This window comes from Brooklawnia cerclae (genome assembly GCF_011758645.1).
In the GTDB taxonomy this organism is placed as follows: Bacteria; Actinomycetota; Actinomycetes; order Propionibacteriales; family Propionibacteriaceae; genus Brooklawnia; species Brooklawnia cerclae.
Genome location: NZ_JAAMOZ010000002.1, coordinates 43,495 through 69,068 on the forward strand (window position 1 = coordinate 43,495; position 25,574 = coordinate 69,068).

The 25,574-nt window shown below is 70.1% G+C and carries 27 protein-coding genes and 1 pseudogene; 11 read left to right on the plus strand and 17 right to left on the minus strand.

The features are described 5' to 3' along the window. Nucleotides 1–27 precede the first annotated feature (27 nt). Nucleotides 28–783 (plus strand): SDR family oxidoreductase, encoded by a 756-nt coding sequence (locus FB473_RS13715; RefSeq protein ID WP_167169798.1) that lies wholly within the window; start codon nt 28–30, stop codon nt 781–783. A 14-nt stretch (nt 784–797) separates the two neighbouring features. Here the strand turns inward: FB473_RS13715 and FB473_RS13720 are convergent, their stop codons facing one another. After that, nucleotides 798–1,457 (minus strand): response regulator, encoded by a 660-nt coding sequence (locus FB473_RS13720; RefSeq protein ID WP_167169801.1) that lies wholly within the window; start codon nt 1,455–1,457, stop codon nt 798–800. Then, nucleotides 1,454–2,767, minus strand: coding sequence for a sensor histidine kinase (locus FB473_RS13725; RefSeq protein WP_167169805.1), 1,314 nt, complete (start codon nt 2,765–2,767; stop codon nt 1,454–1,456). The genes FB473_RS13720 and FB473_RS13725 overlap by 4 nt, the downstream gene beginning before the upstream one ends. Nucleotides 2,768–2,927: 160 nt before the next feature. On the opposite strand from FB473_RS13725, the gene FB473_RS13730 reads away from it, so the two are divergent. After that, a complete protein-coding gene (locus FB473_RS13730; protein WP_167169808.1) occupies nt 2,928–4,769 on the plus strand; it encodes a hypothetical protein in 1,842 nt (613 codons plus the stop codon). A 4-nt stretch (nt 4,770–4,773) separates the two neighbouring features. On the opposite strand, the gene FB473_RS18295 is transcribed toward FB473_RS13730, so the two are convergent. Both FB473_RS18295 and FB473_RS13735 read right to left on the minus strand, forming a co-directional pair. Next, on the minus strand, nt 4,774–4,902 hold the full coding sequence (locus tag FB473_RS18295; RefSeq protein WP_279588666.1) for a hypothetical protein: 129 nt from the start codon (nt 4,900–4,902) through the stop codon (nt 4,774–4,776). Nucleotides 4,903–4,923: 21 nt separating this feature from the next. Then, a complete protein-coding gene (locus FB473_RS13735) occupies nt 4,924–5,964 on the minus strand; it encodes a GH32 C-terminal domain-containing protein (protein WP_167169813.1) in 1,041 nt (346 codons plus the stop codon). A 255-nt stretch (nt 5,965–6,219) separates the two neighbouring features. Between FB473_RS13735 and FB473_RS13740 the strand changes: the two genes are divergently transcribed. Together FB473_RS13740 and FB473_RS13745 are read left to right on the plus strand one after the other, a co-directional pair. Further along, the gene (locus tag FB473_RS13740) at nt 6,220–6,669 is read left to right on the plus strand and encodes an HIT family protein (protein ID WP_167169816.1); all 450 of its coding nucleotides are present in this window, start codon (nt 6,220–6,222) and stop codon (nt 6,667–6,669) included. 7 nt (nt 6,670–6,676) lie between these two features. Continuing rightward, nucleotides 6,677–7,177 (plus strand): MogA/MoaB family molybdenum cofactor biosynthesis protein, encoded by a 501-nt coding sequence (locus FB473_RS13745; protein WP_167169819.1) that lies wholly within the window; start codon nt 6,677–6,679, stop codon nt 7,175–7,177. Between the two features lie 11 nt (nt 7,178–7,188). Here FB473_RS13745 and mobA read toward each other — a convergent pair whose 3' ends face one another. Genes mobA through moaA form a run of 6 tightly spaced genes read right to left on the minus strand, consistent with a single transcriptional unit; the run spans nt 7,189 to nt 11,351 of the window. After that, nucleotides 7,189–7,800, minus strand: a complete 612-nt coding sequence (gene mobA, locus FB473_RS13750) for an NTP transferase domain-containing protein (protein WP_167169822.1) — start codon at nt 7,798–7,800, stop codon at nt 7,189–7,191. 2 nt (nt 7,801–7,802) lie between these two features. Next, a complete protein-coding gene (gene moaC / locus FB473_RS13755; RefSeq protein WP_167169825.1) occupies nt 7,803–8,309 on the minus strand; it encodes a cyclic pyranopterin monophosphate synthase MoaC in 507 nt (168 codons plus the stop codon). Further along, the gene (locus FB473_RS13760) at nt 8,306–9,568 is read right to left on the minus strand and encodes a molybdopterin molybdotransferase MoeA (protein ID WP_167169827.1); all 1,263 of its coding nucleotides are present in this window, start codon (nt 9,566–9,568) and stop codon (nt 8,306–8,308) included. Before FB473_RS13760 ends, moaC begins: the two co-directional genes overlap by 4 nt. Then, nucleotides 9,565–10,017 (minus strand): molybdenum cofactor biosynthesis protein MoaE, encoded by a 453-nt coding sequence (locus FB473_RS13765; RefSeq protein ID WP_341770142.1) that lies wholly within the window; start codon nt 10,015–10,017, stop codon nt 9,565–9,567. The genes FB473_RS13760 and FB473_RS13765 overlap by 4 nt, the downstream gene beginning before the upstream one ends. A gap of 4 nt (nt 10,018–10,021) precedes the next feature. Then, nucleotides 10,022–10,276, minus strand: a complete 255-nt coding sequence (locus tag FB473_RS13770; RefSeq protein ID WP_167169829.1) for a MoaD/ThiS family protein — start codon at nt 10,274–10,276, stop codon at nt 10,022–10,024. 13 nt (nt 10,277–10,289) lie between these two features. Then, nucleotides 10,290–11,351 carry a GTP 3',8-cyclase MoaA gene (moaA, locus tag FB473_RS13775; RefSeq protein ID WP_243864005.1) on the minus strand — a complete coding sequence of 354 codons (1,062 nt, stop codon included), beginning with the start codon at nt 11,349–11,351 and terminating at the stop codon, nt 10,290–10,292. A gap of 78 nt (nt 11,352–11,429) precedes the next feature. Between moaA and FB473_RS13780 the strand changes: the two genes are divergently transcribed. Continuing rightward, a complete protein-coding gene (locus FB473_RS13780; RefSeq protein WP_167169831.1) occupies nt 11,430–11,708 on the plus strand; it encodes a DUF6457 domain-containing protein in 279 nt (92 codons plus the stop codon). 1 nt (nt 11,709) lies between these two features. Here FB473_RS13780 and FB473_RS13785 read toward each other — a convergent pair whose 3' ends face one another. Further along, the gene (locus FB473_RS13785) at nt 11,710–13,269 is read right to left on the minus strand and encodes a helix-turn-helix domain-containing protein (protein WP_167169833.1); all 1,560 of its coding nucleotides are present in this window, start codon (nt 13,267–13,269) and stop codon (nt 11,710–11,712) included. 49 nt (nt 13,270–13,318) lie between these two features. Between FB473_RS13785 and fepB the strand changes: the two genes are divergently transcribed. Genes fepB through FB473_RS13810 form a run of 5 tightly spaced genes read left to right on the plus strand, consistent with a single transcriptional unit; the run spans nt 13,319 to nt 18,107 of the window. Next, on the plus strand, nt 13,319–14,308 hold the full coding sequence (gene fepB, locus FB473_RS13790; RefSeq protein ID WP_167169835.1) for a Fe2+-enterobactin ABC transporter substrate-binding protein: 990 nt from the start codon (nt 13,319–13,321) through the stop codon (nt 14,306–14,308). A 4-nt stretch (nt 14,309–14,312) separates the two neighbouring features. Further along, nucleotides 14,313–15,314 carry an iron chelate uptake ABC transporter family permease subunit gene (locus tag FB473_RS13795; protein ID WP_167169837.1) on the plus strand — a complete coding sequence of 334 codons (1,002 nt, stop codon included), beginning with the start codon at nt 14,313–14,315 and terminating at the stop codon, nt 15,312–15,314. Next, nucleotides 15,311–16,363, plus strand: a complete 1,053-nt coding sequence (locus tag FB473_RS13800) for an iron chelate uptake ABC transporter family permease subunit (RefSeq protein WP_208390807.1) — start codon at nt 15,311–15,313, stop codon at nt 16,361–16,363. The genes FB473_RS13795 and FB473_RS13800 overlap by 4 nt, the downstream gene beginning before the upstream one ends. Before the next feature lie 14 nt (nt 16,364–16,377). After that, the gene (locus tag FB473_RS13805) at nt 16,378–17,262 is read left to right on the plus strand and encodes an ABC transporter ATP-binding protein (protein WP_341770144.1); all 885 of its coding nucleotides are present in this window, start codon (nt 16,378–16,380) and stop codon (nt 17,260–17,262) included. Beyond that, nucleotides 17,259–18,107: a siderophore-interacting protein gene (locus FB473_RS13810; protein ID WP_167169839.1), complete on the plus strand. Its 849-nt coding sequence runs from the start codon at nt 17,259–17,261 to the stop codon at nt 18,105–18,107. The genes FB473_RS13805 and FB473_RS13810 overlap by 4 nt, the downstream gene beginning before the upstream one ends. A gap of 3 nt (nt 18,108–18,110) precedes the next feature. Here FB473_RS13810 and FB473_RS13815 read toward each other — a convergent pair whose 3' ends face one another. The 3 genes from FB473_RS13815 to FB473_RS13825 are packed head-to-tail and all read right to left on the minus strand — an operon-like array spanning nt 18,111 to nt 22,743. After that, nucleotides 18,111–18,878 (minus strand): class I SAM-dependent methyltransferase, encoded by a 768-nt coding sequence (locus FB473_RS13815; RefSeq protein ID WP_167169841.1) that lies wholly within the window; start codon nt 18,876–18,878, stop codon nt 18,111–18,113. Next, on the minus strand, nt 18,878–21,415 hold the full coding sequence (locus FB473_RS13820) for a bifunctional lysylphosphatidylglycerol flippase/synthetase MprF (protein WP_167169843.1): 2,538 nt from the start codon (nt 21,413–21,415) through the stop codon (nt 18,878–18,880). The genes FB473_RS13815 and FB473_RS13820 overlap by 1 nt, the downstream gene beginning before the upstream one ends. Beyond that, the gene (locus tag FB473_RS13825; protein WP_167169845.1) at nt 21,412–22,743 is read right to left on the minus strand and encodes an alpha/beta hydrolase; all 1,332 of its coding nucleotides are present in this window, start codon (nt 22,741–22,743) and stop codon (nt 21,412–21,414) included. The genes FB473_RS13820 and FB473_RS13825 overlap by 4 nt, the downstream gene beginning before the upstream one ends. A 45-nt stretch (nt 22,744–22,788) precedes the next feature. Between FB473_RS13825 and FB473_RS13830 the strand changes: the two genes are divergently transcribed. Then, on the plus strand, nt 22,789–23,928 hold the full coding sequence (locus FB473_RS13830; protein WP_167169847.1) for a pyridoxal phosphate-dependent aminotransferase: 1,140 nt from the start codon (nt 22,789–22,791) through the stop codon (nt 23,926–23,928). Nucleotides 23,929–23,964: 36 nt separating this feature from the next. Here FB473_RS13830 and FB473_RS18300 read toward each other — a convergent pair whose 3' ends face one another. The 3 genes and pseudogenes from FB473_RS18300 to FB473_RS13840 all read right to left on the minus strand — a co-directional run bounded on the left by FB473_RS18300 (nt 23,965) and on the right by FB473_RS13840 (nt 25,462). Then, nucleotides 23,965–24,078: a type II toxin-antitoxin system VapC family toxin gene (locus tag FB473_RS18300; RefSeq protein ID WP_167169849.1), complete on the minus strand. Its 114-nt coding sequence runs from the start codon at nt 24,076–24,078 to the stop codon at nt 23,965–23,967. A 7-nt stretch (nt 24,079–24,085) separates the two neighbouring features. Further along, nucleotides 24,086–24,139 (minus strand): annotated as a pseudogene (locus FB473_RS18620) (FitA-like ribbon-helix-helix domain-containing protein); the annotation flags it as partial. Between the two features lie 6 nt (nt 24,140–24,145). After that, nucleotides 24,146–25,462 carry an HNH endonuclease gene (locus FB473_RS13840; RefSeq protein WP_167169854.1) on the minus strand — a complete coding sequence of 439 codons (1,317 nt, stop codon included), beginning with the start codon at nt 25,460–25,462 and terminating at the stop codon, nt 24,146–24,148. Nucleotides 25,463–25,574: the final 112 nt, after the last annotated feature.

The following is a 25,574-nucleotide window of genomic DNA, read 5'->3' on the forward strand; positions in this document are numbered from 1 at the left end:
CCGTATCCAACGACGGAAAGCATGGTCATGAGTTCACCATTCGACATCTCCGGGCAGACCGCTGTCGTCACGGGCGGGGCGAGAGGCCTCGGCCGGGGCGCCGTCGAGGCGCTCCTGCGGGCAGGGGCCGACGTCCACGTCATCGATCGCCTGGAGGCGCCGGACGATCTGCGCGCCTTCGCCGCGGAGCAGGGGCGAAGGCTCGTCGGGCATCAGGCCGATCTCCTCGATCCCGATGCCCTGCCGGGCGTGGCACGGGAGATACTGGCCGACGACCAGATCGACATCCTCGTCAGCAACGCCGGATTCAACGTGCGGTATCCGTCGACCGAGTTCCCGCTGGACAAGTGGGATGCCGTGCTGGCCGTCGACCTGAGGGCCGTCTTCCAGGGATGCCAGCTCTTCGGTGCTCCGATGGTCGAGCGGGGGCACGGGAAGATCATCAACACCGCATCGGTGCTGAGCTTCCAGGGCGGGCTGACCGTGCCCGCCTATGCGGCCGCGAAGGGCGGCGTCGCCTCGGTGACCAGGGCACTGTGCAACGAGTGGGCGGGCCGGGGCGTCAACGTCAACGCCATCGCGCCCGGGTACATGGCCACCGAACTCAACACGCAACTGCTCGCCGACGAGGAGCGCACCGCACAGATCACCGTGCGCATCCCGGCGGGGCGCTGGGGCACGCCCGCCGACGTGGGCGACGTGGTCGTGTTCCTGGCCTCACCCGCTGCCGACTACATCCACGGGCAGGTGATCGCCATCGACGGCGGCTGGCTCGCGCGCTGACCAGGCAGCCCGGGTCAGGAGGCGAGCCCGGTCTCGAAGGCGATGAGGACCAGGCTGACGCGGTCGCGTGCCTGCAGTTTGCTGAGCAGGCGTCCGATGTGGGTCTTGACCGTGCCCTCGGCCATGAACAGGCTCGCGGCGATCTCCGAGTTCGTCGCGCCGCGGGCGATCTCGACGAGCACCTCGCGTTCCCTGTCGGTGAGCACGTCGAGGCGCTCGTCCCGGCGTCCCGGCGCGTCCGGCAGCGACGGCAGCACCTGCTCCAGCAGCCGGCGGGTCGCGCTGGGCGCCACCACCGAGTCGCCCGCGGCGACGGCCCGGATGGCGCTCAGCAGGTCGTCGGGGCGCGCGTCCTTCAGCATGAACCCGGACGCCCCCGCCTTCAACGCGGAGAAGACGTACTCGTCCAGATCGAAGGTGGTGAGGACGAGCACCTTCGTGGGCAGGCCGGCCGCGACGATGCGCCGGGTGGCCTCGACCCCGTCCATCTGGGGCATGCGGATGTCCATCAGGACGACGTCGGCCGGCTTCGCGGTGAGCGCGCTGACCGCGCCGAGCCCGCTGTTGGCCTCGCCGACCACCGTCATGTCGTCCTCGGCGTCGATGAGCATGCGGAACCCGCTGCGTACCAGGGACTGGTCGTCGGCGAGGAAGACTGTCAGCGGCTGTGTCACGGGGTTTGGTTCCCTCCTGGTCCGTGGTGACGTGGTGACGGTTTGCCCGCCTGCAGCGGGAGCGTGGCACGGACCAGCCACCCGCCTGTGCGTGTCGGTCGGGCGACCAGCTTGCCACCCATTGCGGCGACTCGCTCGTGCATACCGCGAAGACCGTAGCCAGGGCCGAGATCGGGGACCAAGGGCCAGTCGTCGGCGGCGTCGGGTGTCGATCCCGCGGGGATGCCGCCGTCGTCCATCACCTCGATGTGGATCACGGTCGGCTCGTAGATGATCGTGACGCGCGCCCTGGCCTGGGGTCCGGCGTGTTTGAGGAAGTTCGTCAGCGCTTCCTGCACCACCCGGTAGGCGGTCAGGCCCACGGTGGCGCTCACCGCGGGTTCCGCCCCGGTGATGGACAGCGTCACCCGGTCGCCCGCGCGGGCGACCATGGTCGCGATGTCGGGCAGCCCCGGGTTGGGGCGATAGTCGTCGGGCGAGGACGACTCGGGGTCGACGCGCAGGACGCCCACGATGCGCCGCATCTCCGACAAGGCCTCGCGGCCGGTGTCCGAGATGGTGTCGAGCACACGGGTGGCCGCCTCGGGCTGCTTGCGGGCCAGGGCCTTGCCGCCGTCGGCCTGGACGATGATGACGCTGAGCGAGTGCGCCACCACATCGTGCAGCTCTCGTGCGATCTCGTTGCGGATGCGCGCCTCGGCCATCCGCGTCTGCTGCTCGCGGCGCACGAGTTCCGACTCGTAGCGCTGGCGGGCCGACTGCTCCCGCTCCTCCCGGGTGATCGCCGTCTCGCGATCTCGCCGCCCGAGCAGGTACGGGATGACCACCCAGGCGAAGCAGAGGGCCGAGAACGGGGCCGTGAGCGACAAGAGACCTTCCCCCTGCTGTGCGAGCGGCTCGTCGCTCATCCAGCGCAGGGGGCCGATGACCGACCCCAGCGCTCCTGCGCCGACGACGATCCGCGACTCGTGCCCGGCGACGAAGCGTGCCACCGAGTACGACGCGGCCGGGATGGCTATCAGCGACCACGTCGGGCTCGAGACGAACACCACCTGGACGAGGCCGGCCACGGTCATTAGGCCGGTCATGAGGATGGGGTGGGTCCGGCGGATGGCCAGCGGCATCATCAGGGCGATCGAGGTGATCACGGACGCCGCGTAGTCGGGACGCCTGGGGCCGGACGCCAGCAGGTCGCCCCAGAAGGCGGTGCCCAGCGTCAGGGCGATGGCCATGGCGAGATCGAGACGCCGGGCTGCGGGTCCCCCGCGCTCGGCGGCCTCCTTCGACCTGAGACCGTCGTCCACGTCCATCCCCTCAGCGTAGTCCCGCGGTCTCGCAGGTCGCGCCTGCGTGCGAGGCGCCGCCTCACGGGGGAGAATGGAGCCAGCCGAATCCGAGACGAAGTGTCGGCGCGGCCCGGTACTGTCGGCCACGGACGAACTCGAGATCACCCCAGCGGAAGGAAGGACCGTGGCATCGCAACTCGAGACCCCCCGGCCCCATTCCTGGCCCACGTTCGGGATGGAGCCGCTCGATGCGTCCTACGTGAATCGTCTGATCGATTATGTGGACGGCCGCCTCGACCAGGCGGATCATCGCATGCTGCTGCTGCTCAAGTGCATGCTGGCAAGCGATCTTCCGCCGGCGCTGCACAATCGGGCGACCGAGGCCGTGCTGGGGTTCCGCTATTCCGTGCTGGAGCCGGGCCACGACTCGATGACCCTGTGGACCGAGAGCCACCAGCTCGCGACGGCGACGGCGGAGTACCTCGCCGGTCAGATGCTCGAGGACCAGATCTTCCGCAATGACGGGCGGTCGGGCGCCCGGCACAAGCGGGCCGCCCACGCGCGGTTGCTCCAGTGGCTGTCGGATCGTTTCCGGTTCGGCTTCAGCGAGTGGCTGTCGAGCGACTACTACGCGTACAACGCGGGCACGCTGGCGCTGCTCATCGACCACGCCCGCGACGAGGCGCTGGTGCGGCGGGCGTCCATGGTGCTCGACCTGCTGCTGACCGATGTGGCGCTGCACAGCTTCCGGGGCCAGTTCGTCCCCAGCATGGGACGCGGCAGCCTCGAGGCGATCTGCCATCCCGAGACCTCCGAGATCGTCCCCGTGTGGCATTCGGCGTTCGAGACCGCGGACGAGGACGACCCCGAGCCCGACTACGACCAGCTGTCCAGCCTGTTCGTGACGAGGCGCCGCTACGAGACACCGGCGGCCGTGCGGGAGACCGCGCTCGACCAGCCGGTCAGGCGGGTGCTGACGTCCCAGGGCCTCGACGCGGACGAGGTACGTGACGAGTTACGCGCCCATCCCGAGTACCCGCGCTCCCAGGGCATGGATCTGGTGGCCTTCTGGTGGGCGCAACAGGCGATCACGAGGCCCGAGACCATCGTGGAGTCGGTGCGGGCGCTGCGGGCGCTCGACCTCGACGGCAACCGCACCCTGGCTCCGATGCGGCGTTTCTGCCGGGTGCCCGACCGGCTGCTCGTCCCCACCCTCAACACGCTCAACCCGGTGACGCAGGGCGCCGCGCTGCAGCGGGCGAACGTGCAGACCGTGACGACGGCCAACTACCTGCTGAGCAGCGTCCAGCGCTACCACCCGGGCGAGTTCGGCGACCAGCAGCACATCTGGCATGCGACCCTGCCCGGCGACATCCAGGTGTTCGGGACGCACCCCGGGTCGACGGAGCTGACCCGCGAGGGACGCCCGGCGAGCCCCGGGCACTGGGTGGGCAACGGCATCAATCCCGACGTGGCGCAGCACCACAACGTGCTGCTCGCCCTCTACGACCTCCGGGCGCGCAAGGGCATGCTGGAGGGCCCGCGCCACGAACTCGTGCACATCCACTTCCCGTTCGTCCCGTTCGACCAGACCAGGCTCGGGTCGACGTGGGTCGCCGGGCGCAGGGACGACTCGTACATCGGCATCCTCGGCACGCACAGCTTCGAACAGATCAGTGAGACCGAGATCGTGCAGCGCGGGGTCAACACGGGCTACGCGGTCGTGCTGGGGGACGACGAGGAGTACACCTCGTTCGCCTCGTTCCTGCGGCAGCTCAAGCAGTACCGGGTGCGGCTGGACGGCAAGCGCCTCACGTTGACCAGCCCCTACGGCAGGTTCGAACTGGTGTGGAAGGGCGACTTCCGCGTCAACAGCCGCCTGATCGATTCGTGGTACCCCCACTACGACTCGATCCACGTGCGATCGGCTCGTAACCCGGGACGGCTGACGATCAACGGCACGACGCAGCGGCTCGCGCTCGACTGGGGCATGAGCTTGCGCGAGTCCTCGCCGCTCGAAGAGTGAGTCCTCAGTCCAGGTCGTCGGTGGCCGCGGCCCACAGTTCGGCCGAAGCCTGGGCGCGGGCCCGGTTGCGCAGAGCCATGAGCCCCAGGACGAGGGCGATCACTGCGAGGACGATACCGATGCGTTTCCTCATGCCGACCACCTTAGTGCGGACTCAACGGGCGTTCCCGTGGAGCAGGGGACGATAGGTGATCTGCGCGCTCGCCGGGGTGGCCACCCGTAGCCTCCACGGGACAGGGCCGGTGGGCGGGACACGCAGCAGGGACAGGCATTCCCGCCCTTGATCGGCGAAGAGCTCCACGCTGCAACGGTCGACCCACAGGTCGAGCTCCAGGGTGCCGGGCAGCAGCGGGAAGCGGGCGGTGTGGGCCGCCAGCATGTGGTCCCCGGGACGATGGGCGATCAACTCGTCGCCGATGCGCGAGACGCTCACACCGTCGAGGGTGAGCGTGAAGTCGGCCTCGGTGACGCGCAGATGCACCAGGCCGATCGGATCGGTGATCGGTAGTTCCTCGTCCCTGCCGGCAGGGGGGACGGGCAGGGAGTCCTCGTCCCCGAGCTGCTCACCGATCTCGTCGGGCACCTGCTGGCGCAGCACGCGTCCGCCCTCCTCGTGGGCCACCTGCAGCACGCGGGGCAGGCTCAGCATTCCGGGCCAGGCGTGTGAGCGCGGCGGGTCGGAGGGCCACAGCGAGCCGATCACCAGCAGGCGCGGGCGTCCCCGGTGGCCCGCGGGCGAGTTCTGCAGGGGGCGGGCGTGGCGGAAGGCGAGCCACATGTCGAGCGGATGGAATCCCGGATCGCCCTCGGGCACGAACTCGCCGTCCTCCAGCCTCCCGAAACGGTAGCCGGTGAGTCCCGGCACCGGGCTGCGACCGGGGGTCGGCTCGGCCAGTTGCAGCCAGAACAGCTCGTCCGAGTCGACGTCGGGCACCCGGAGCAGATCGACGATCGTCCAGTCACCGCAGGTGGGCCGGCGTGTGTCGGAGCGCGCGGCGTCCGGAGGCGAACTGGTGGGCGCGTCGGCCGACCAGGTGAGGAGGTCGGGGGTGCGCGCTCCGGACCAGCCGGGTGATCCGTGGCCGGTGGGGACGACGTGCCATGCCCTCTCGCCGTACCAGGCGTCCCCCGGTTCGAGGGCGGCTCCCGTCGCCGCGCCGAAGTGGAAGACGGGCGTGCGCTCCGCTGCGTCCATAGCGCGATAGTAGTGCTCGCGCGTAAGGCCGGTGCCTCACCTATGGTTCACCGAACGGACACCCGGAGGTCCGATGGGGATGAATCACCGGGCTGCACACAGCTTCCGGGGCGTTTTCCACAGGATTCATCCACATATCCACATAGCGCTATGTGAACTGTGCGTAAACACTTGCGATTTCAATTTGTTGTCCACAGTGCGCGACCCGAGGCACCGACCTCCGCGAGAGGTGGCACGCGTGCCACGATGGGTGGCATGGCAACCGTGTTCACGAAGATCATCGAGGGCGAATTCCCGGGCACGTTCGCGTGGGCGGACGACGCGTGCGTCGCCTTCGCGTCCATCAATCCGATCAGCGACGGGCACCTGCTGGTCGTCCCCCGGCAGGAGGTGGCGAAGTTCACCGAGGCCGACGACGACCTGCTCGCACACCTCATCCACGTCGCGAAGATCGTCGGACGAGCCCAGGAGGCGGCGTTCGATGCGCCGCGCGCCGCACTGATCGTCGCCGGGTTCGAAGTGCCGCACATGCACATCCACGTCATACCCGCCTGGGGGGAGGCCGAGCTCACCTTCGCCAACGCGCGCGCCGAGGTTCCGGGCGAGGAACTCACGGCGGCCACCGAGAAGGTACGGGCGGCACTGCGCGCCCAGGGGCACGGCGCGAACGTGCCACCCGACCCGGGCAGCGCCCGGCTGGCCTGACCCCGCCATGACAGAGCCGATCGAGGCCGCCGCACGCGTCATCACCGTGTCGGACCGCTGCGCGCGCGGCGAACGCGAGGACGCCTCCGGCCCCCTGGCCGCGCGGTTGCTGGGTGAACTCGGGTTGCGTGTGCAGCCGGTGGTCGTCGTCCCCGACGGGGTGGATTCCGTGCGCGAGGCGATCCGGGCGGCGCTCGCCTCGTCCGCGCGCCTGGTGTTCACGACCGGCGGGACCGGGATCGGCCCCCGCGACCTGACTCCCGAGGCCACGGAGACGTTGCTGGTCGCCCAGCTGCCGGGACTGGCCGAACAGATCAGGCAGCAGGGCCTGGCCGCGACCCCGGCGGCCGTGCTGAGTCGGGGGCTGGTCGGTATCACTGCTCGTGGGCCGGGGGCCGCCCTGGTCGTGAACGCGCCCGGCTCACCGGGCGGTGTACGGGACGCGGTGGCCGTGCTCGGTCCGGTGCTGACCCACATCCTCGGTCAGCTCGACGGCGGCGACCACTGACGCCGGGCGGGTCAGCCTTCCGCCCGCCACCGCCTGAGCGCATCGGGGTCGTCCAGATCGGCCGCGGCGTGATCGGCGACCGGGATCGCCTGGAGATCGAGGCCGCCCACCAGGTGCCGCACGGGCATGCCGTGCGGCGATTCCCCACGCGACGAGGCCTCACGGCTCGCCCGGCGCAGGGCCCCCGTTCGGTAGACGGCGAGCAGGTGCTGGCCGCGGCCGTTCGCGAGGGCCACGACCCCGTCGCCGGACGAGGATCGCGCGGCAGCGACGAGACCCGCCGCCACGGCTGCCGAGCCGGGGGCGTCACAGGTGCAGACGAGCACGAGATCTTCGTCGGCAAGGCCGGAAGGGCAGGCGGAAAGGGCGTCCAGACCGGCCAGGACGGCGGCGGCCGGCCCCCCACCGGGCGGGTCCTCCATCGTCCGCACGACGCCCACGGGAAGCGGGAGCGACTCGGGGCCGACCACGACGACGCGCCCGATCGTCCCCGCCGGGAGTGCACGCAGGCCGTCGAGGACGTGCCCGAGCAGGGGACGCCCGTCGACGACCAGGGTCGCTTTGTCGCTGCCCATGCGCGTGCTGCCCCCGCCCGCGAGCACCACCACGTCCACCCCGGGCACGGCTACCTCGCCCAGGTGGGCAGCTCATCGGCGGGACGACGCCACTCGCCGGAGCGTCCCCCGGCCTTCGACACGATCATGGTGTCGCGGATCGCCGCACTGCGATCGATGCCCTTCACCATGTCGATGACGGCCAGCGCCGCGCCCATGACGGCGGTGAGTGCCTCCATCTCCACCCCGGTCCGGTCGGCGGTGCGGGCGGTGGCCCGCAGGCGCACCCCGTCGTCGGCCACCTCGCAGTCCACCTCGCAGCCGTGCAGGCCGATGACATGGGCCAGCGGCAGCAGGTCGGGTGTGTGCTTGGCCGCCTGGATGCCCGCGATGCGTGCGATCGCGAGGACGTCGCCCTTCGGGACCGTCCCGGAGCGCAGGGCGGCGACGGTGCCGGGTGCGCAGCTCACCAGGCCGATCGCCGTGGCCTCCCGCACGGTCGGCTGCTTGGCGGTGACGTCGACCATGTGCGCGGTGCCGTCGTCCCGCAGGTGCGCGAAGCGCTCGCCCGTGGTCATGATCCCCGTCTCGTCTCGATGAGGTCGACGACCCCGCCGGAAGTCACCTCGGTGACATCGGCAGGGACGACGGCCAGCGCGCCGGCACGGTGCAGCGACGCGATCAGGTGTGACCCGGCCCCGAGGCGGTGGGAGGGTGCCACCGTGCCGTCGGGCAGGCGCATCACGGGCATGAACTGGACGAACCCCCGGGGAGACCTCCACCCGGTGCCCACGGGCGCGAGGCCGGTACTCGGGACGGACGCGGGATCGAGCCCGGCGAGGGCCGCGAGGACAGGCACGACGAACACGAACCAGCTGACGAACACGCTCACGGGATTGCCGGGCAGCGCGAGCAGCGAGACGACCCGTCCGTCGGAGGCCGTCAGCCGTCCGTGGCCCTGCGGCTTGCCCGGACGCATGGACACCCTGGCGAACTCCAGGGCGTCGGCCACCGCGGAGTTCTTCACGACGTCGCGGACCCCGACGGACACGCCACCGCTGGTGATGACGACGTCGGCGAGGTCGAGGGCCGCGGTCACGGCGGCGTCGAGCGCGGCCGGATCGTCCGGGCAGCGAGCCAGGCTCATCGGCACCGCACCGAACTCGGCCACCAGGCCTGCCAGCATCGGCCCGTTGCTGTCGGGGATCTGGCCGGTGTCCAGTGGCTGACCCGGTTCGACGAGCTCGGCGCCGGTCGCGATCACCGCGACCCTCGGCGCGGGATGCACGAGCAGGGTGCCGTGCCCGGCGGATGCGGCGGCGGCGATCGCGGTGGCGTCCACCCTGACCCCGGCGGGCAGGATCGGAGCCCCCATGGCGACGTCCTCGCCTGCGAGGCGGATGTTTGCTGCCCGGGCGACCGATCCGGTGATCCGCACGATTTCCGGAAGGCCGGCCCGGCCCAGCGGCTGGTCGGTCAGTTCCACGGGGACGACGGCGTCGGCTCCCGCGGGCAGCGGAGCCCCGGTCATGATGCGAACCGCCTGCCCGTCGCCCACGCGCGGGTCGTCCCGGCTTCCGGCGGCGAGGTCGCCGACCACGCCGAGGGCGATCGGCGAAGCCGGATCGGCCGTGGCCACATCCGCATGCCGCACGGCGAACCCGTCCATCGCCGAGTTCGTGAAGGGCGGAACCGCGACCCGGGCCGTCACCGCCTCCGCGGTCACCAGCCCCAGGCATCTGGCCAGGGGCAGTTGGACGGGCGGCAGCGGCATCAGCCCGTCCAGCAGGCGCTTCCGGTAGTCCTCGACAGACACTCTGCCGTCCCGGCCGCTCATGGCAGTCCCGTCCATTCCGAATGCCCGTCGCTGAAATGCTGGTGCTTCCAGATCGGGACGCGGTGCTTGACCTCGTCCACGAGATCGGAGGTGGTCGCGATCGCCTCGCGACGGTGATCCGCCGCGACGATCGCGAACAGGGCGACATCGCCGATCGTCAGTGCGCCCACGCGGTGAGCGATGCCCACCGCACGCACGCCCGCGCGTCCGGTGAACTCCAGGGCGACCTGGCGCAGGACGTCGGCGGCCTTGGGATGGGCCGTGTAGTCGATGCCGTCGACGGCCTGGCCGGCGTCGTGGTTGCGGATGACACCGCAGAACGTGACCACGGCACCCGCCGCGTCGTCCGCGGCGCACCGCGTGAGCGCGGGCACGTCGATCGGTTCGGTGCCGACCTCGGCGAAGGCGAGGCGGGCCGATGGGTGTTTCGACCCAGGGGTCACAGTCACGCGCCTACCCTCCCGCGAAGGGCGGGAGCACGTCCACGTCGATCTCACCTGCCGGCAGCGGCTCGTCCCCGTCGCTCGCCTGTTGCCCGGCCACGGCGATGGCACAGACCCCCAGCACCTCTGTCAGCCGGGATTTGCCCTCGCCGAGCGCGGAGATCAGGTCGCCGACCGTGGCACCGTCGGGCAGGGTGATGTGCGTCGAGTCCGTGCCGGCGGCCTCCGCCGCACCGGCATAGAACGTGACCCTTGCTGTGGTCACCTTTGCCTCCTTGTCATCCACCGATCGCCGACATGGGTCGCGTGGTTGCCGCGAATCCGCCGTGATCGATTCCGTGAGCCCTCGGCTTGTGCCACATGGCCTGTCGCCACAGGCGGGCGACCTCCTCGTCGTCCGCGCCGTTCCGTAGCGGGCCACGCAGGTCGGTCTCCCGTTGCCCGAACAGGCACGAGCGGATCCTGCCGTCGGCCGTGAGCCTGGTGCGGTCGCAGGCCCGGCAGAACGGGGCCGTCACCGAGGCGATGATGCCCACCTCACCCTCCAGCCCCTCGAAGCGGACGCGCCGCAGCTCGGCCGGGGCAGCGCCGCGAGCCTCGGTGGCGTCCGTGAGCTCGGCACCGGCATCGGTGAGAGCCTGGACGAGTTGTTCGCGGGTGACGATGGCGTCCCTGTCCCACTCCACCGACCGGCCGAGCGGCATGTGCTCGATGAACCGCAGCTGGTAGCCGTTGGACAGGCAGAAACGCAGAAGATCGGGAGCATCCTGCCGAAAGCCCGCGGGCTGCGGGACGCAGTTCACCTTGATCGGGTCGAGCCCGGCCCGCCGGGCGGCGTCGAGGCCCTCGACGACCGACGTCAGCCGTCGCCGCTGAGTGATCTCGGCGTAGCGGGCGTCGTCCAGGGTGTCCAGCGAGACGTTCACGCGTTGCAGCCCGGCGCCGGCCAGCGGCCCGGCCCGGTGCTTCAGCCCGACGGCGTTGGTCGTGATGGAGATGCCGGGGAGGCGTCCCTCGGCGGTGGTCAACCGGGCGGTGGCGGCGATGATCGCCTCGAGCCCGCGATGCAGCAGTGGCTCGCCGCCGGTGTACCGGACGTCGGTGATGCCGAGGCGGGTGACCGCCACCGTCACGAGCCGGACGATCTCGTCGTCGGTGAGAAGTTCGTCCGGGGACTGCCAGGAGTCGGGCGTCCGGGGCATGCAGTAGACGCACCTCAGGTTGCAGCGATCGGTGAGCGACACGCGCAGGTCGTGTGCGACACGGCCGTACTGATCAGCGAGCCCGGTCGTCGCCGGCACACGAGCGGGGTCGACCATCAGCTTCATCGGTCGGGTCAACCGCACGCTCGAACTCCCTCGAATCGGTATCGACTCAGTGTGCCATATTGATGGATGAAGATTGAAGGAGGTTCTCACGTGGATGAGCCGGAGAAGATGGCGCAGATGAACGCCTGGCTGGACGAGGTCTGCGAGGCGCTTGGTGTGCATCGAGCCGACCTGGCTGCCGTCACCCCGGCCGTGCTCGGCCTTGTCAGTCAGGTGGCGCACGGCCCCTCTCGTCCGGCGGGGCCGTTGACGGCGATGGCGGTCGGCATCGCGGCGTCGCGGGCCGACGGTGATTTCGTCCCGGCGGTGGAGGACGCCATCGGGAAGCTGCAACCCCTGCTCGCGCCGTACCGGGACAACGCGAAGTGACTCAGGCCTCACGACAGTGGTGATCGGGAGGGGGCGCCGGGCGCCACGACTCGGGTTCGCGCTCCGGCTCGCGTGAGCCGAGGTACTGCTGGGGCGTGAGGCCGTGTGCGGTTCGGAACGCCCTGGTGAATGCCGGGGGATGCGCGTAACCGACACTTCGGCCGACGGCCGTCGGCGGCAGGCCGAAGTCGAGTTGCGCCCTGGCGTGGGTCATCCGTGCCAGGGTCCGCCATTGCTGGAGGCTCATGCCGGTTTCGGCGCGGAAGCACTGATGAAGTTCCCGTGGGGCCAGCCCGAACGACCTCGCCCAGTCGGCAAGCCTCGTCTCGTTGGCTGGTTCGCGGGACAGTGCGGCTGCCAGGCGGACCGCCGGTGAGACGTCCCGTTCTCCGGCCTGCGCGCCCTGGCCGAGGGTGCGGGCGACCACGAGGTCGAAGGCCGCCGACCGGTCATGGCCGGGGGGCCGTAGCGCCGTGTATGTGCTGATGAGCGCATGAAGGAGCCAGCCCTCGTCCTCCACGGGGAAGGAGACGGGTCGCAGGTCGGCGGACGACAACGTGATCGCCTGGGTGCTGCGGAAGCCGAGAGGGAGCAGCAGCGAGTCGGGTGCCACACGGACGGTGTTGGGTAGCCCTGCCGGCAGGAGGATGGCGTCCCCGCGGCGGAGGTGCCACGTTCGCCCCGCCACATCCACCTCGGCGGTGCCCCGGCAGACCCACACCGCCACGTGTGCGGCGTTGACATGCGGCCAGGTCTCGCTGGCGGGGATGCCGGGTGGGGGCAGGGCGGGTAGCGCACCACCCGGCTCGATGCGACCGGTGAGGGTGGCGAAGTGCTCCTTGTAGCGGCCCGGGGTCGTCCCCAGGTGGGTTCGGAAGGCCCGGGCCAGGGCACTTGCCCCCGCGAAGCCCACCTGATGGGCCACCCAGCCGATCTCGTGGTCGTCGCGCAGGAGGTCCGCTGCGGTCGACAACCTGACCCGGGTACGCCATTTGGCGAACGACAGCCCGGTCTCCTGAGTGAACCGGCGTTGCAGAGTGCGTTCGCCGATCCCGGCCGCAGCGGCGAGTTCCCGGGCTGTCCGTGGATCGCCCGGATCGCGCAGGAGCACGAGGGCGATGCGGAACGCGTCACCGGATCGGGGTGGTGGCGGGAGGAGCCCGGTGGCGGCGTCCGGGACCGAGCTCGCGTCCGGTACCAGTTCGAGAGGTGCCGTGACGGGCTCTTTGAGATAGGACAGATTGAGGGCGAACTCGTAGACGAGGCGTTTCTCCCAGCCCGCGGGAATCTGCCACCGCATGGTCTCGATAGCCCGGCCGCCCGCCTCGACGCCGATCGGGAACGCGATGCAGCCCGGTTCGGTCGAGATCGAGTAGCGGACGCCCGCGGGCACCCGGAGCATCTGGCCCGCTCGCAGGTCATGCACCGTGCTGTCGATGCGGATGGCGGCTCTTCCCTGGCTGACCCACAGCAGCAGCGGGCCGGTCGCCAGCGTCGGAGCGAGGAAGCTGGCACGGATCGGGCCGATCGACGGCCTCGGCTCGGGCAGTGGTAACAACATGGCGCTTTGAGGATACGCGCTCAGGTTAGGTAGTCCTAACCTCGTCTGCATGCTTGTCAACCTTCGCAAGGCGATCGCCGCCGCGGCCACGGCCGCGGCCCTGCTCCTCACCGGCTGCTCGGGTTCTCCGGCCGCCGACTCGTCCGCGCCGTCGTCCGAGGACGGCCAATGGCCCCGCACCATCACACATGAGGCGGGTACGACGACGATCGACTCCCAGCCGCTGAAGATCGTGTCGACCTCGCCCTCCCTCACCGGAACCTTGCTCGCCATCGGGGCCCCGGTCGTCGCCACCGCCGCTGCTACCCCGTCCGGATTGACCGATGACAAGGGATTCTTCTCGCAGTGGGCCGATGTGGCCGACGAACGAGGGGTCGAAGTGCTCTACTCGAATCTCGAGCTCGACCTCGACGCCATCGACGCGTACGCGCCGGATCTGATCATCGGCTCGTCCAACGGCGGCGATTCCGTGCTCGAGGCGTACGACCAGCTGAGCGACATCGCTCCGACGGTCCTCGTCGACTACGGGACTTCGGCGTGGGACGACCTCACCACCGAACTGGCCGACGCCACAGGTGACGAGGACGAGGCCGCCCAGGTCACCGCGGACTTCGACGCGTGGGTGACCGAGCAGGCGGAACTCATCGACCTTCCCGAACAGCCGGTGACGGCGTTGGTCTACATGGGCGGCGACGGCGCGTGGGCGTTCTCGCAGGACAGCCAGCAGGCGGTGTTGCTGGAACAGCTGGGCTTCGAGTACGCGGGGGTGCCGGCCGAGTACGAGGCGTCGAGCTCGTCGGGGGTGTCGGTCGTGACGGCGGAGAACATGCCCGCCGCGTTCGCCGAGGCGCAGACCCTGTTCGTGGTCCCGGTCTCCAGCGCCGAGGTCGTACAGCAGGTCGCGTCCGATCCCCTGCTCGCCAATCAGCCCGCGGTCGTCGCCGGCCGGGTGCACTCGCTGGGGGCGGCCTCGTTCCGGCTCGACTACTACAGCGCCACCGACACCGTGGAACTGCTGGTCTCCGAGTTCGGGCGCTGAGGTTGTGATCCGAACCCGGTTCGCCGTGGTCGTGGGCGTGTCGCTGGGCGTCATCGCGCTGTCGGCACTGGCGGGGATCGGACTCGGCTCGCATCCCATTCCCGCGGCCACGGTGGTGGAGGCGCTGATCGACTACGACCCCGCAAACAACGATCACATCGTCGTCGTCCAGTCGCGCGTCCCGAGGGTGGTGATGGGGATCGTCGTGGGTGCGGCCCTGGGCCTCGCGGGTGCACTCATGCAGTCGTTCACCCGCAACCCGCTGGCGGACCCTGGGATCCTCGGGGTGAACGCGGGCGCTTCGGCGGCCGTCGTGGTCGCCATCGCATACTTCGGGGTCACCGACGTCGGCGGATACGTCTGGTTCGCGTTCATCGGGGCGGCGGCGGGAACCGTGGCCGTCTACCTGCTCGGCTCCGCGCACCGGAGCACCGCGACTCCCGCCCGCATGGCGCTCGCCGGCACCGCGTTGTCGATGGTGATCAGTGCCTTCACCGGCATGGTCCTGTTGAGCAACGAGCCCGTTTTTCTGCAGTTCCGGTACTGGACGGTGGGCACCTTGCAGGGCCGTGGCATCCCCGTTCTGCGGGCCGTGCTCCCCTTCATGGTCGCCGGTGCGGTTCTGGCGGCACTGCTGGCCCGGCCGCTCAACGCGATCGCCCTCGGGGAGCAGACGGCCCGGGGGCTCGGGGTCAACGCACGGCTGGTCCGTCTCGGGACCACCCTGGCGGTGGTGCTCCTCGCCGGTGGCGCCACTGCGGCAGCCGGGCCCATCTCCTTCGTCGGCCTGGCCGCCCCGCACGTCGTGCGCATCCTTGTCGGCCCGGATCACCGCCTGTTGCTGCCGGGCGTGCTGGTCGTGGCGCCCGCCACCCTGCTGGCGGCCGACACCGTGGGACGGATAGCCGTCGCACCCGGAGAACTGCAGACGGGGATCTCCGCGGCGGTGCTGGGCGGCCCGATCTTCGTCGCGCTCGCACGGTCGCGGAAGCTGGCCTCGCTGTGAGCCACGCCGACACCGGCCGGATGCCGCCGATCGTCCCACACGTGGTGAGGCTGGGCCCCTGGTCCGTGCGCCTGTGGCCGCGCGGAGTCGTGTTCGCGGCTGTCACGGTTGTGTGCGTGCTCGGCGTCGGCGCGGCGAGCCTCGCGATCGGCGGGCTCGACATGTCGGCCACCGAACTGTGGGCGGCGTTGACGGGCGAGGGCGATGCGTCGGCGGTTCGCTCGATCCGGGGACGCAGGTTGCCCCGCCTGCTCACGGCGATCGGGGTGGGCGGGAGCCTGGGAGTGTCGGGGGCGGTGTTCCAATCGCTGTCGCGAAACGTGCTCGGATCTCCCGACGTCATCGGGTTCACCACCGGTGCCGCCGCCGCGGCCGCCGTGCAGATCGTGGTCTTCGACGGCGGAGTGCTGGCCACCGCGCTCGCGGCCGTCGTCGGAGGTGTGCTGACAGCGCTGCTCGTCTACGGATTGGCCAGGAGAGACGGAGTCACAGGCGGGTTGAGGCTCATCCTGGTGGGCATCGGCACGGCGGCCGTGCTGGGAGCCCTCATCGACTTCCTCATGGTGCGGGCGTCCATCACCGACGCGGCCGTGCTCCAGCAATGGAGCGCGGGGTCGCTGACCGGACGGGGCTGGTCGCACGCGCTGATCGTGCTGATCGTCGACATCCTCGTCGTCCCCGTGATGGTCCTGGTGTCGCGACGGGTCTCGCTGATGGAGATGGGGGACGACACCGCGGCCTCACTGGGGATTCCGGTCGAGCGGTTCAGGTTCGCCGCGGTCGTCCTCGCCGTCCTCCTCGCCGCGGTGGCCACGGCGGCCGCGGGACCGATCGCCTTCGTCGCGCTCGCGGCGCCGCAGATCGCACGCAGGACCGTTCGCTCTCCGGGGGTACCGGTGGTCACGTCGTTCTTGACGGGGGCCTTTCTGCTCGCCACCGCCGATCTGCTGGCCCAGCGGGTCGAGATCGGCCTGCGCACGCCGGTGGGCATGGTCACCAATCTTCTGGGCGGGGCGTACCTCGTATGGCTGCTGGCACGCCGCGCATGAGGAAAGGAGAACATGTGACGACCACCGACGACACCGACGAGATGGTGCAACTGAGCGCCGAGGACGTCAGCGTGGGCTACTCGACCACGACGGTCGTCGACCGGCTCAGCCTGCGGATCCCCCCGGGCGGGTTCACCGTCATCGTGGGGCCGAACGGGTGCGGCAAGTCCACCATTCTCCGGACCCTGGGGCGCATGCTCCAACCCCGCCACGGGCGGGTCGTGCTCGACGGCAAGGACATTCACGCTTATCGGACGAAGCAGGTCGCACGCAGGGTCGGTCTTCTGCCGCAATCACCCGTCGCGCCGGACGCGATCACAGTCGCCGATCTCGTGACGCGCGGACGTTTCCCCCACCAGACCCTGTTGAGGCAGTGGTCGGCCGAGGACGAGCGCATAGTCGGGCAGGCGCTCGACGAGGTCGGGATGAAACCGGATGCCGGCCGGCTCGTCGACGAACTGTCGGGTGGCCAGCGGCAGCGCGTATGGATCGCCATGGCGCTGGCTCAGCAGACCTCCGTGCTGTTGCTCGACGAACCGACGACGTTCCTGGACGTCTCCCACCAACTCGACGTGCTCGACCTGTGTTCCCGCCTGAACGAGTCGGGGCGAACCCTCGTGGTGGTGCTGCACGATCTCAACCTCGCCGCGCGGTATGCCACGCATCTCGTCGCGATGCATGCCGGGCAGATCGTCGCGCAGGGCGACCCGGGGGACGTGCTCACCCCGGCCCTGCTCCGGCAGGTCTTCGACCTCGACGCCCTCGTGCTGGCAGACCCGGAGAACGGGCGGCCCCTCATCGTCCCCCGCGACCGCCGGGGACGCCAGCGACCGGACGCACACCGTGCGTCCGTGACGACGATGCCGGAACTCCCGGCAGACAAGGAGAGCATGCCATGACCGATGTCAGCCCCACGGAGAACGGAGACGGGCCGAGCGTCCTGCACCACCCTGACCACGACCGTGGCATCGACGAGATCACGGTGACGATCACCGGTGTCATCCGGCCGACACCACGCCTGATCCGGTTCACGGCGTGCCTTCCCGTCGGCGCCGACAACCCGAGCTGGGCTCAGCCCAACGTCGCCGTGCGGTTGCAGCTGGGAGCTGACTTCGGCCACGTTTCCCGGGTCTACACCGTGCGGACGTACGACCCGGCGACCCGCTCCTTCGATGTGGACGTCGTCGTACACGGCGACACCAGCCCGATGATGAGGTGGACGTCAGGCCTGCGGCCCGGCGACACGGTGCTCCTCGCCGGCCCACGCCCGCAGCTCGTGGTGCCTGAGGCGCCCGAGCGCAGGGTCGCGTTGTTCCTCGATGCCACAGCGATCCCGGCGCTGTACTCCATGCTGGAGCAATGGCCCACGGGCCTGGAGGGCGTCGGGTGGGTCGCCACGAGCGATCGGGCCGCGTTCGACGAACTGCCCGGCGTCACCGGCGTCGACCTGCGCCGCGTCGATCCGGACGCGGAACTCCGGCCGCTCGCGACCGAGGCGATCTCGCTCGATCACCCCGAGCAGTACGTGGTGTGGGGTGCCGGTGAGCGCGACGAGATGCGTGACATCCGCAGGCATTTCCGCGACACCGTCGGGCTCACCAAGGACGAGGTCGCCGTTTTTGGCTACTGGAAGCGTGGTGTCACCAACACCGAGATCGACCGCCGCCGGCTGCAGAGCTACCAGCGCCTGCTCGCCGACGGTGGCAGCCTCGAGGAACTCGACGATCTGGCGATCGAGATCTGAGCCCTACCGGACCGCCGCGACGACGTAGTCGTCCAGGTACTGCCAGACGGTTCCGACCTCGCTGAAACCTGCACTGCGCAGGGTCTCCAGGTGGAAGCCCAGGGTCACCTTGGGCGCCGTGTGGTTGCCCTCCCAGAGATGCTCGCGCGCTGTGGCGGCGAACGAGTAGCCGGGACGCGCGGCCGCCACCTCCCACCAGTGGTCCCAGGTGTCGGCTCCCGCATCGAAGGCCGCCTGCTGGGTGACCGCGTCGTCGTCCGCGGCGATCCGGAGCAGCGTGGGCTGCGCGGCGGGGTCGTACGCGAAGTGGTCGCCGTTGAGGAAGACTCCTCCAGGAGCGATCAGGTCGGCCAACTCGAAGTAGAGACGAACCAGGACGTCGGGCTCCAGCCAGTGCAGTGCGGTGGAGCTGACCACCGCGTCGAAGGGGCCGGGCGCCGAGGCGGCCCAGGCGGCCTCGTCGAGATCGGCGTTCGCGATCATGACCTGCGGGTCGTCCGCGAAGACGTCGCGGGCGACGGCCAGCAGCAGGGGATCCTTGTCCACCGCGACGACGCTCGACCCGGGGAACCGATCACGGATGAACCGGGTCAGCGATCCCGGCCCGCAGGCCAGGTCGAGCACTCGTGGCGTGGACCGGCCGAGGAGCCCGACGACTCGTGCCATCGTGTCGAACCGTAGATCGCGGTGGCGGATGTACGCGGCCTGCTGGGCGTCCCAGCGGGCGAGCAGATCGTCCGGTCGTGCGGAGGTGGGTTCGGGCTCGGTCATCAATTGCCTTCCTGGTTGTGGGTGGACGCCGAACGGTCGCCGAGTTCGCGGATCGCCCGCAGCGCCTGTGCGACCGACAGGTGCGGGAGATACGACCGGACGACCGCCAGCCCGATCGCGGGGAGGTTCATCGTCGAGGAGAAGACCATCAGCCAGGGGCGCACCTCGGGTTGGAACTTCTGCTTGAAGTGATGCAGCGACGAGAACCCGTACACGGGCTCCAGTGTGTTGCCGAGGTAGTCGAGCAGGTCGTACAGGTCGCCGGCACGATCCGTGGGGGACGCGTCGTCCACCGTCTGCCCGCGGTCGTCATGGGCCAGGGGTGCGCCGCTCAGCGACATGAACTCCATCCCGTCGTCCTTCATCCTCATCGCCGACCGGGCGATGAGGAACTCCATGATCCCGGGCATCGCATCGTGACGCTTGCGCATCACATCGAGCGTCCAGCCGATCACGCGTCCGTCACGCCAGCTGGGCAGCCAGCTGAGCACCCCCTGGACATGCCGTTTGGGGCCGTAGGCCACCATGAGGCGCACCTCCGGATCGCGCAACTCGTCCAGGCCGCCGAGGGTGAACCCCATCTCGGGCAGCGGGTGGCCCGAGACCCAGTCCTGGGACAGGTCGACGATCTGCGCATAGGCACCGGCCGTCAGGTCGGCCCAGGTCGTCCACTCCGCGGTCACATCCTCGCGCTCGGCGCGCGACAACGCGCTGCGGACGTCCTGCCACTTGCGTCCCCGGGTCTGCCACTGCCGGACGTCGACGATGCTCTCGCGGGCGACCTCGACCGACTGCCACTCGAGCTCGCGTGCCACGGGGCCGAAGGCGCTGGCCGTCACGGCATACCAGACCGGTATCAATCCTTGTGAATCGGCGAACAGGTTGAACCGGCGGACCACCGGCAGGAGCTCGGCCTGGGGTGCCCCGAAAGGCTCCGACAGTGTCAGCGCCACGCCCGCGACGTCGCGGTAGGCCACGATCGCCCCGGTGAGCGAATCCTGCCAGTGCCGGTTGCCGGGCCACGTGGCCATGAAGGCGAGTGTCGAGCCCCCACCCAGACGCAGCCGCGCCCGAACCTCGCCGTCACCGGGTTCACGCCGGTGCAGCGGACGGACGGTCAGGATCCGCCACACCAGCAGGATCAGGGCCAACCACATCACGGCCTCGATCGACTCGGTCGTCAGCTTGGTGATCAGCGTCTGCGGGTGAACCTTGCCGCCCAGCGTGGTGCGGGCCGCGGGGGGAAGGATGAGCTCCAGCCCCGCGAGAACCGTCTTCAGAATGCTGGGCGGGCCGGCGAAGGACGAGCGCAGCGCGAACACGAATCCGGCCATCGCCACCCCGGCCGCGATCAGCACCACCGCGACCGACCGCAGGGCGGCCCTGTCCTCGTCCCGGCTGAGTGTGATCTGGAACCTGCGGCGCTGGACGATCAGCCAGGCCGCGGCCGCCATGTGGACGAGCAGAACGGCCGCCACCTGGACGATGAGCTCCACCTGTTCCACGGGGGAGGCGGCGGCAATGGCGTCCAGGCGGTGTGCCGGAAGCATCGCGAAAGACGCGGCGACGCTGACGACCGTCCGTGCGATGAGCACGACAGCGACCCACACCGCAGCCCGGCGTCCGCGCATCAAACCCCACGCGGCCAGCGCCAGCGGCACCAGTGCGAGCAACTGAACCCACACCCAGGGGCCCTGACTGGACGACTGCCCGAGTATGAGCGAGTCCCAGCACTGCTCGCCGATCTTGAACACCGAGCACATGGGTACATCGGATTGAGAAGTGGTGTCGTCGACCAGCAGCACCGACGGTGACAGGAGCCCGAGCCGGATTCTCGACACCACGGCGACCAGCGGGCCGACGGCGAGGGCGAGGACGAGTGCCGACGCGGTGACCCGCACCTCGTGTGCGGTGACCGCCCGGGGAACCCGTGCCCGGATGATCGCGGCGCCGAGGCAGAACGCCACGAGCCGGTACAGGTCGCCGGGCTGGCCGGAGTACAGGAAAAGCACGAGGGACGCGAAGGCGGTCGCCACCAGCGTGCGGCGACGCCAGACCGGTGACATCGCGCCCGCCGCGTACGCCAGGGCCGCCACCACCCCGATGGTCGGGTCGCCGGTCAGCAGGCCTGCCGAGACCGACGCCCACGGCTCGTGCACGGCGGCGAGCAGCCCCATGAAGCCCGCCCCCAGGGCCGCGGACACGGCGCCCAGCGCGAAATACCCGACGAGCACCCGCCGCGTCCCGACCGCGCGTTCCACCTGTGGGAGGACGAGCGTCAACGCGAATGCGGGCAGCACCAGCCCGTCGACGCGGCCGGGGAGGAGGAGTGCGGTGAGCGGAGTCCAGATCCGTCCCTTCGCGAGTTGCCCCCAGGTGAGTGCGAACCACTGGTGCATCGTGTCGGCGGTGGCGGGCATGCGGGCGAACACGGCGACCACGATCACCACCGCCAGGATGACGTAGCTGGCGGGCGCCCGGCGCGGTTCGGTCCACAGCCGGCGCCAGGGAAGCGACGTCCTGCTCGGCGGGGTCATGCCGGCAACCCGAATCGGCTGATCAGCTGGGGGAACGAACTCGTCACCGCGAACTGGACCGTGTAGTAGTCGTGAGCGGTCCCCGGTGACAACGTCGTGGTGACGTGCACGTTCTGCGCGGTGGCCGCGGCCGACAACGTGCTCGTCGCCGGGACGTAGTCGGCGTCGTCCTCACCGACGTAGAAGTCCGCGTAGAGATCCTGGTACGGCCCGTGCGCGGCCAGCCGGGTGAGGGGCTGGATGGCCTGATAGGCGGCTTCGTCACCGTGAAAGGCAGCGTCCACGGTGTCGTCGCCCATGGTCGGGACCTCCTCCGGTGAGATCGGCACCAGGTTCCCGAACACGTCCGGATGACCGAAGCCGAGCTGCGTGACGCAGGTGCCCCCCTGGGAGAAGCCGATCAACGCCGTGTGCGCGGCATCCGTGTCCACCGGAAGGGTGCCGTGGATCCAGTCGAGCACGTCGGTGACCAGGTAGGTCTCGTTTTCTCCCAGATCGCTGTCGGCGCACATCGGGTTGTCGTCCGGGCTGCCCAGTTGATCGGCCGAGACGACGATCGGAGCCAGGCCGTCGTGCGTGCTCTGGTACGCCTCGACGATGTCGAGCAGACCCCCCGAGATGAACATGTCGACGGTGGTGCCCGGCTGCCCGCTCAGGGCGATGATCACGGGTAGCTGCGGTGGGTCGGTCACCAGCGCCGCCGGCGGCAGGTACACCATCGCCTGACGTGCCTTGAAGCCGGACACCGTGGCCGGGATCGTCACCCGGCTGAAGGTCCCGGTGGCCGGCATGTCCGCGGGGGCCGACCATCCCGTCGACAGGTCGACCTCCTGGATCGAGTCGTACGCGGGGACGCTCAGCGTGGGGTAGGCCGTGCTCCGGCCGTAGTCCGCCACGCCCTTGGGAGTGAGGAAGAAGGCGTACTCGCGGTTGATCCCCACGGCCCCCATGAACACCGCGGCGGCAACGGCCAACACCGTGAGCCCGTGGTGCCACCAGTGCGTCCCCGGGTGGCCGCGCGTCAGGCTGGCCGTGATCGCGAAGCCGATGACCGCACCGGCGCAGCCGGCCCACCCGATGACGCGCTGACTCAGCGTCACGTCGCCGAACACCTGGAAGACGTTGCCGAGGAGCCATCCCATCACGCAGAGCGCTGCCAGGCCGATCACGCCGCCGATCGCGAGCCGGGGAACGTAGCTGTTGCGCGCGATCCGAGGACGACGAAGAAGGATGAGCGCGGTCAGCGGAACCGCGACGAGCACGAAGGCCACCGCAAGGGTCCGTCTGGCGAGGAGTGGGAAACTCCAGAACCATTCCACGCGGTCCATGGATACCACAATCGCCTGTGGAAAGGGGGGACTAGGGTTTCTCCCATGCCTACGATCGCCTCGACCATGCGGGCGATCCCCGCCTCCGGGATCCGCCGGATCTTCGAACTTTCCGCCGAACTCGACGATGTCATCTCGCTGGCCGTCGGAGAGCCCGATCAGCCGATCGCCCGTCACATTCTCGACGCGGGCGCCGAGGCCTGGAACCGCAGCCTGATGTCGTACACGCCGAACAGCGGGATCGATCCCCTCTGCGCGGCCATCGTCGGCAAGCTCGCGCGCCACAACGGATACACGGTCGATCAGGATCAGGTCCACGTCACGACCGGCGGCGCCCAGGCCCTCCATATGGCGATGAGCTTCACCCTGCAGGCGGGCGACGAGATACTCATCCCCGACCCGGGCTACACCACCTTCTCGATGACACCACGGCTGCTCGGCGCCGTGCCGGTGCCCTACACCCTGCGCGCGGAGTACGGCTTCGTCCCCGACGTCGACGACCTGGAGGCGCTGGTGACCCCGCGCACCCGGGTGCTGCTGGTCAACAGCCCGTCCAACCCGCTCGGCGTCGTCTTCGATCGCCGCGCCGCGACCGCGCTGGTGGAATTCGCCGCTCGTCATGACCTGTGGGTGATCAGCGACGAGGTGTACGAGTACATCACCTTCGTCCCGGGGTTCACCAGCTTCGCCGCGATCGACACCGGCAATCGCGTGTTCAGCGTCTACTCCCTGTCCAAGACCTACGGGCTCACCGGCGCTCGCGTCGGATACCTGGTCACCCCCGTCGGCCTGGCCGAACGGTTCCGCGCGGCTCAGGAGGCAGTCGTCAGCTGCGTCAACACTCCTGTGCAGTACGCCGCCCTGGCTGCCATCGAGGGAAGCCAGGACCATGTCGCGGCGGCACTGGAGCACTATCGCGCGAATCTCCATGCGGCAACGGCGGTGCTCGACGACCTCGGCATTCGCTACCAGCGCCCGAGCGGGGCGTTCTACCTGTGGATCGACGTCTCCCATGCGTCAGGCGGCGACGTCGCCGCCTGGGCGGAACGCTTCCTGCTCACCCAACGCGTCGCCGTCGCCCCCGGGACCGCGTTCGGTGCCTCGGGACAGGGCTGGGTGAGGATCTGTTTCGCGGGTGAGCGGGAGTCCCTCGTCGAGGCGCTCGGGCGGTTCCCGCGTCCCTGACCCTGGGTCTCAGGCTGCCCGGCTACCACGTGGGTTTCAGTGATCGGTCCACGGGTTGCAGATGGTGATCAGGGTTTCGATGGCTGCAAGCAGGCCGCCACGCCGTCGTCCGGCCGATAGTCGCATCACCCCGTACAGGAGTTCGCCCACCGCTATCCTCGTCGAGGATGTCCCGTATCTCTTGCTCCATGGACTGGTTGTGGCGCGCTGCCGGATCTCATGCGACGAGCGGCTGTTCTCGTCCGTTGTCAGCTGCCCGAGCGGCCGCTTCGATGACTGGATGCTCGCGCGGAAGGGGCGGGGGCAGACTGGCGTATCGGTGCCCGGTGGGCGTGGTGATGGTGACGGCGCCATCGGGACCGGGTGCCGCCCGCCAGCCGGGGGCCTGTTTGGCCTGATTGCAGTGGACGCACAGTCCCTGCCCGTTGGCGGCGGTGGTCGGGCCGCCGGCCTGAACGGCAACGATGTGGTCGATGTGGCCGATCGGGGCGCCACACCAGGGGGTGCGGCAGGTGCCGGCGTCGCGGGCGGCGATGTAGCGGCGCAACCCCGCGGGAAACAGCCGGCGGGTCGATTCCATGGCGACGAGCCGGCCGTCCTCGGGACGTGCGTACAACCGGCGGATCCACTGGGCGGTCTCCGTGTCGCCGGCACCGTTCCGGACGAGGATCGCTCGGGCAACGCCGGCCGGGATCGGGCCGAACCCACCGATGCGGGCCGGGGTGTCGGATTCGCCGAGCAGCGCTTCGTCGGTGATGACCAGTTGCACCTCGACCGGCACCTGGTCGGCCACCGCCTGCCCTGTGACGCGGGCGACCAGCGTGTCGGCCATGACCTGGCCGCGGCCCCGGCTGTCGCCGGTGGCGCGCACGCTGTCGGCTTCCCGCACCAGTGCGGCGTACACCGCGACCCCCTGCGCAACGGGCAGAAGGGCCGAGACCGTCGCCATGCAGTCGGGGGCGGGACGAATCGTCACCCGCCGGTCGGCTTGCGCACGGGCGGCACGTGCCACCACGCTGTGCGGGTCGCGGGCATAGGCGGCGTTGCGGGCAGTGGCTGCAATTTCCCGGTCTGACAACGTCGCGAGACGCCCGGAGATCTCGGCATCGACGGCCAACCTGTCGTCCCGCGAGATACAGGCTGTCTCCCGGCAGACCAGTGTGGCCCGCCACTCGCTGATCTGCCCGGCGGTGAGCGCTGCCATCGTGTGCGGTAGCTCGTTCGTCAGGGCGGAGGCCAGGCCGACGAGCATCCCGGCCCGGTGCGGTGACTCGTGACGCGCCAACGCCACTTCGCTCACCACGCTGCGATGGGCGTCCCGGCGTTGCGCGGGTGTGCTGGCCGCTTCATCGCGGAGCGTCCTGAGTGCGACGGTGGCCCGGGCCTGCGCGGCCGAGCAGGCGTGCTTCACCTGCTCAAGTGCGCCGATGAGCCCCACCAGCTCCCGGTCGTCCCCAACCGCCGTCGGCAGATCAGCCAGCCCCTCGACGAGCGCGGTCAGATCCGCGACGGTGGGCTGGCGAAGCGGTTCCATACCCTTATTGTATTCGAACGTATGTTCGAATACAAGTCGACTTCGATATCCCCGGACATCCGTCCGGTTGGAGTCATCCGGCAGTCGCGGCCACCGCCGTCAGTACCTGCCT

Coding starts and splice junctions, on each gene's coding strand:
- moaC (WP_167169825.1), bottom strand. CDS start 8,309: ATGACCACGGGCGAGCGCTTCGCGCACCTGCGGGACGACGGCACCGCG.
- fepB (WP_167169835.1), top strand. CDS start 13,319: ATGCTTGTCAACCTTCGCAAGGCGATCGCCGCCGCGGCCACGGCCGCG.
- FB473_RS13740 (WP_167169816.1), top strand. CDS start 6,220: ATGGCAACCGTGTTCACGAAGATCATCGAGGGCGAATTCCCGGGCACG.
- FB473_RS13725 (WP_167169805.1), bottom strand. CDS start 2,767: ATGGACGTGGACGACGGTCTCAGGTCGAAGGAGGCCGCCGAGCGCGGG.
- FB473_RS13820 (WP_167169843.1), bottom strand. CDS start 21,415: ATGACCCCGCCGAGCAGGACGTCGCTTCCCTGGCGCCGGCTGTGGACC.
- FB473_RS13825 (WP_167169845.1), bottom strand. CDS start 22,743: ATGGACCGCGTGGAATGGTTCTGGAGTTTCCCACTCCTCGCCAGACGG.
- FB473_RS13735 (WP_167169813.1), bottom strand. CDS start 5,964: ATGGACGCAGCGGAGCGCACGCCCGTCTTCCACTTCGGCGCGGCGACG.
- FB473_RS13810 (WP_167169839.1), top strand. CDS start 17,259: ATGACCGATGTCAGCCCCACGGAGAACGGAGACGGGCCGAGCGTCCTG.
- FB473_RS13760 (WP_167169827.1), bottom strand. CDS start 9,568: ATGAGCGGCCGGGACGGCAGAGTGTCTGTCGAGGACTACCGGAAGCGC.
- FB473_RS13715 (WP_167169798.1), top strand. CDS start 28: ATGAGTTCACCATTCGACATCTCCGGGCAGACCGCTGTCGTCACGGGC.
- FB473_RS13830 (WP_167169847.1), top strand. CDS start 22,789: ATGCCTACGATCGCCTCGACCATGCGGGCGATCCCCGCCTCCGGGATC.
- FB473_RS13785 (WP_167169833.1), bottom strand. CDS start 13,269: ATGTTGTTACCACTGCCCGAGCCGAGGCCGTCGATCGGCCCGATCCGT.
- FB473_RS18295 (WP_279588666.1), bottom strand. CDS start 4,902: ATGAGGAAACGCATCGGTATCGTCCTCGCAGTGATCGCCCTCGTCCTG.
- FB473_RS13745 (WP_167169819.1), top strand. CDS start 6,677: ATGACAGAGCCGATCGAGGCCGCCGCACGCGTCATCACCGTGTCGGAC.
- FB473_RS13840 (WP_167169854.1), bottom strand. CDS start 25,462: ATGGAACCGCTTCGCCAGCCCACCGTCGCGGATCTGACCGCGCTCGTC.
- FB473_RS13815 (WP_167169841.1), bottom strand. CDS start 18,878: ATGACCGAGCCCGAACCCACCTCCGCACGACCGGACGATCTGCTCGCC.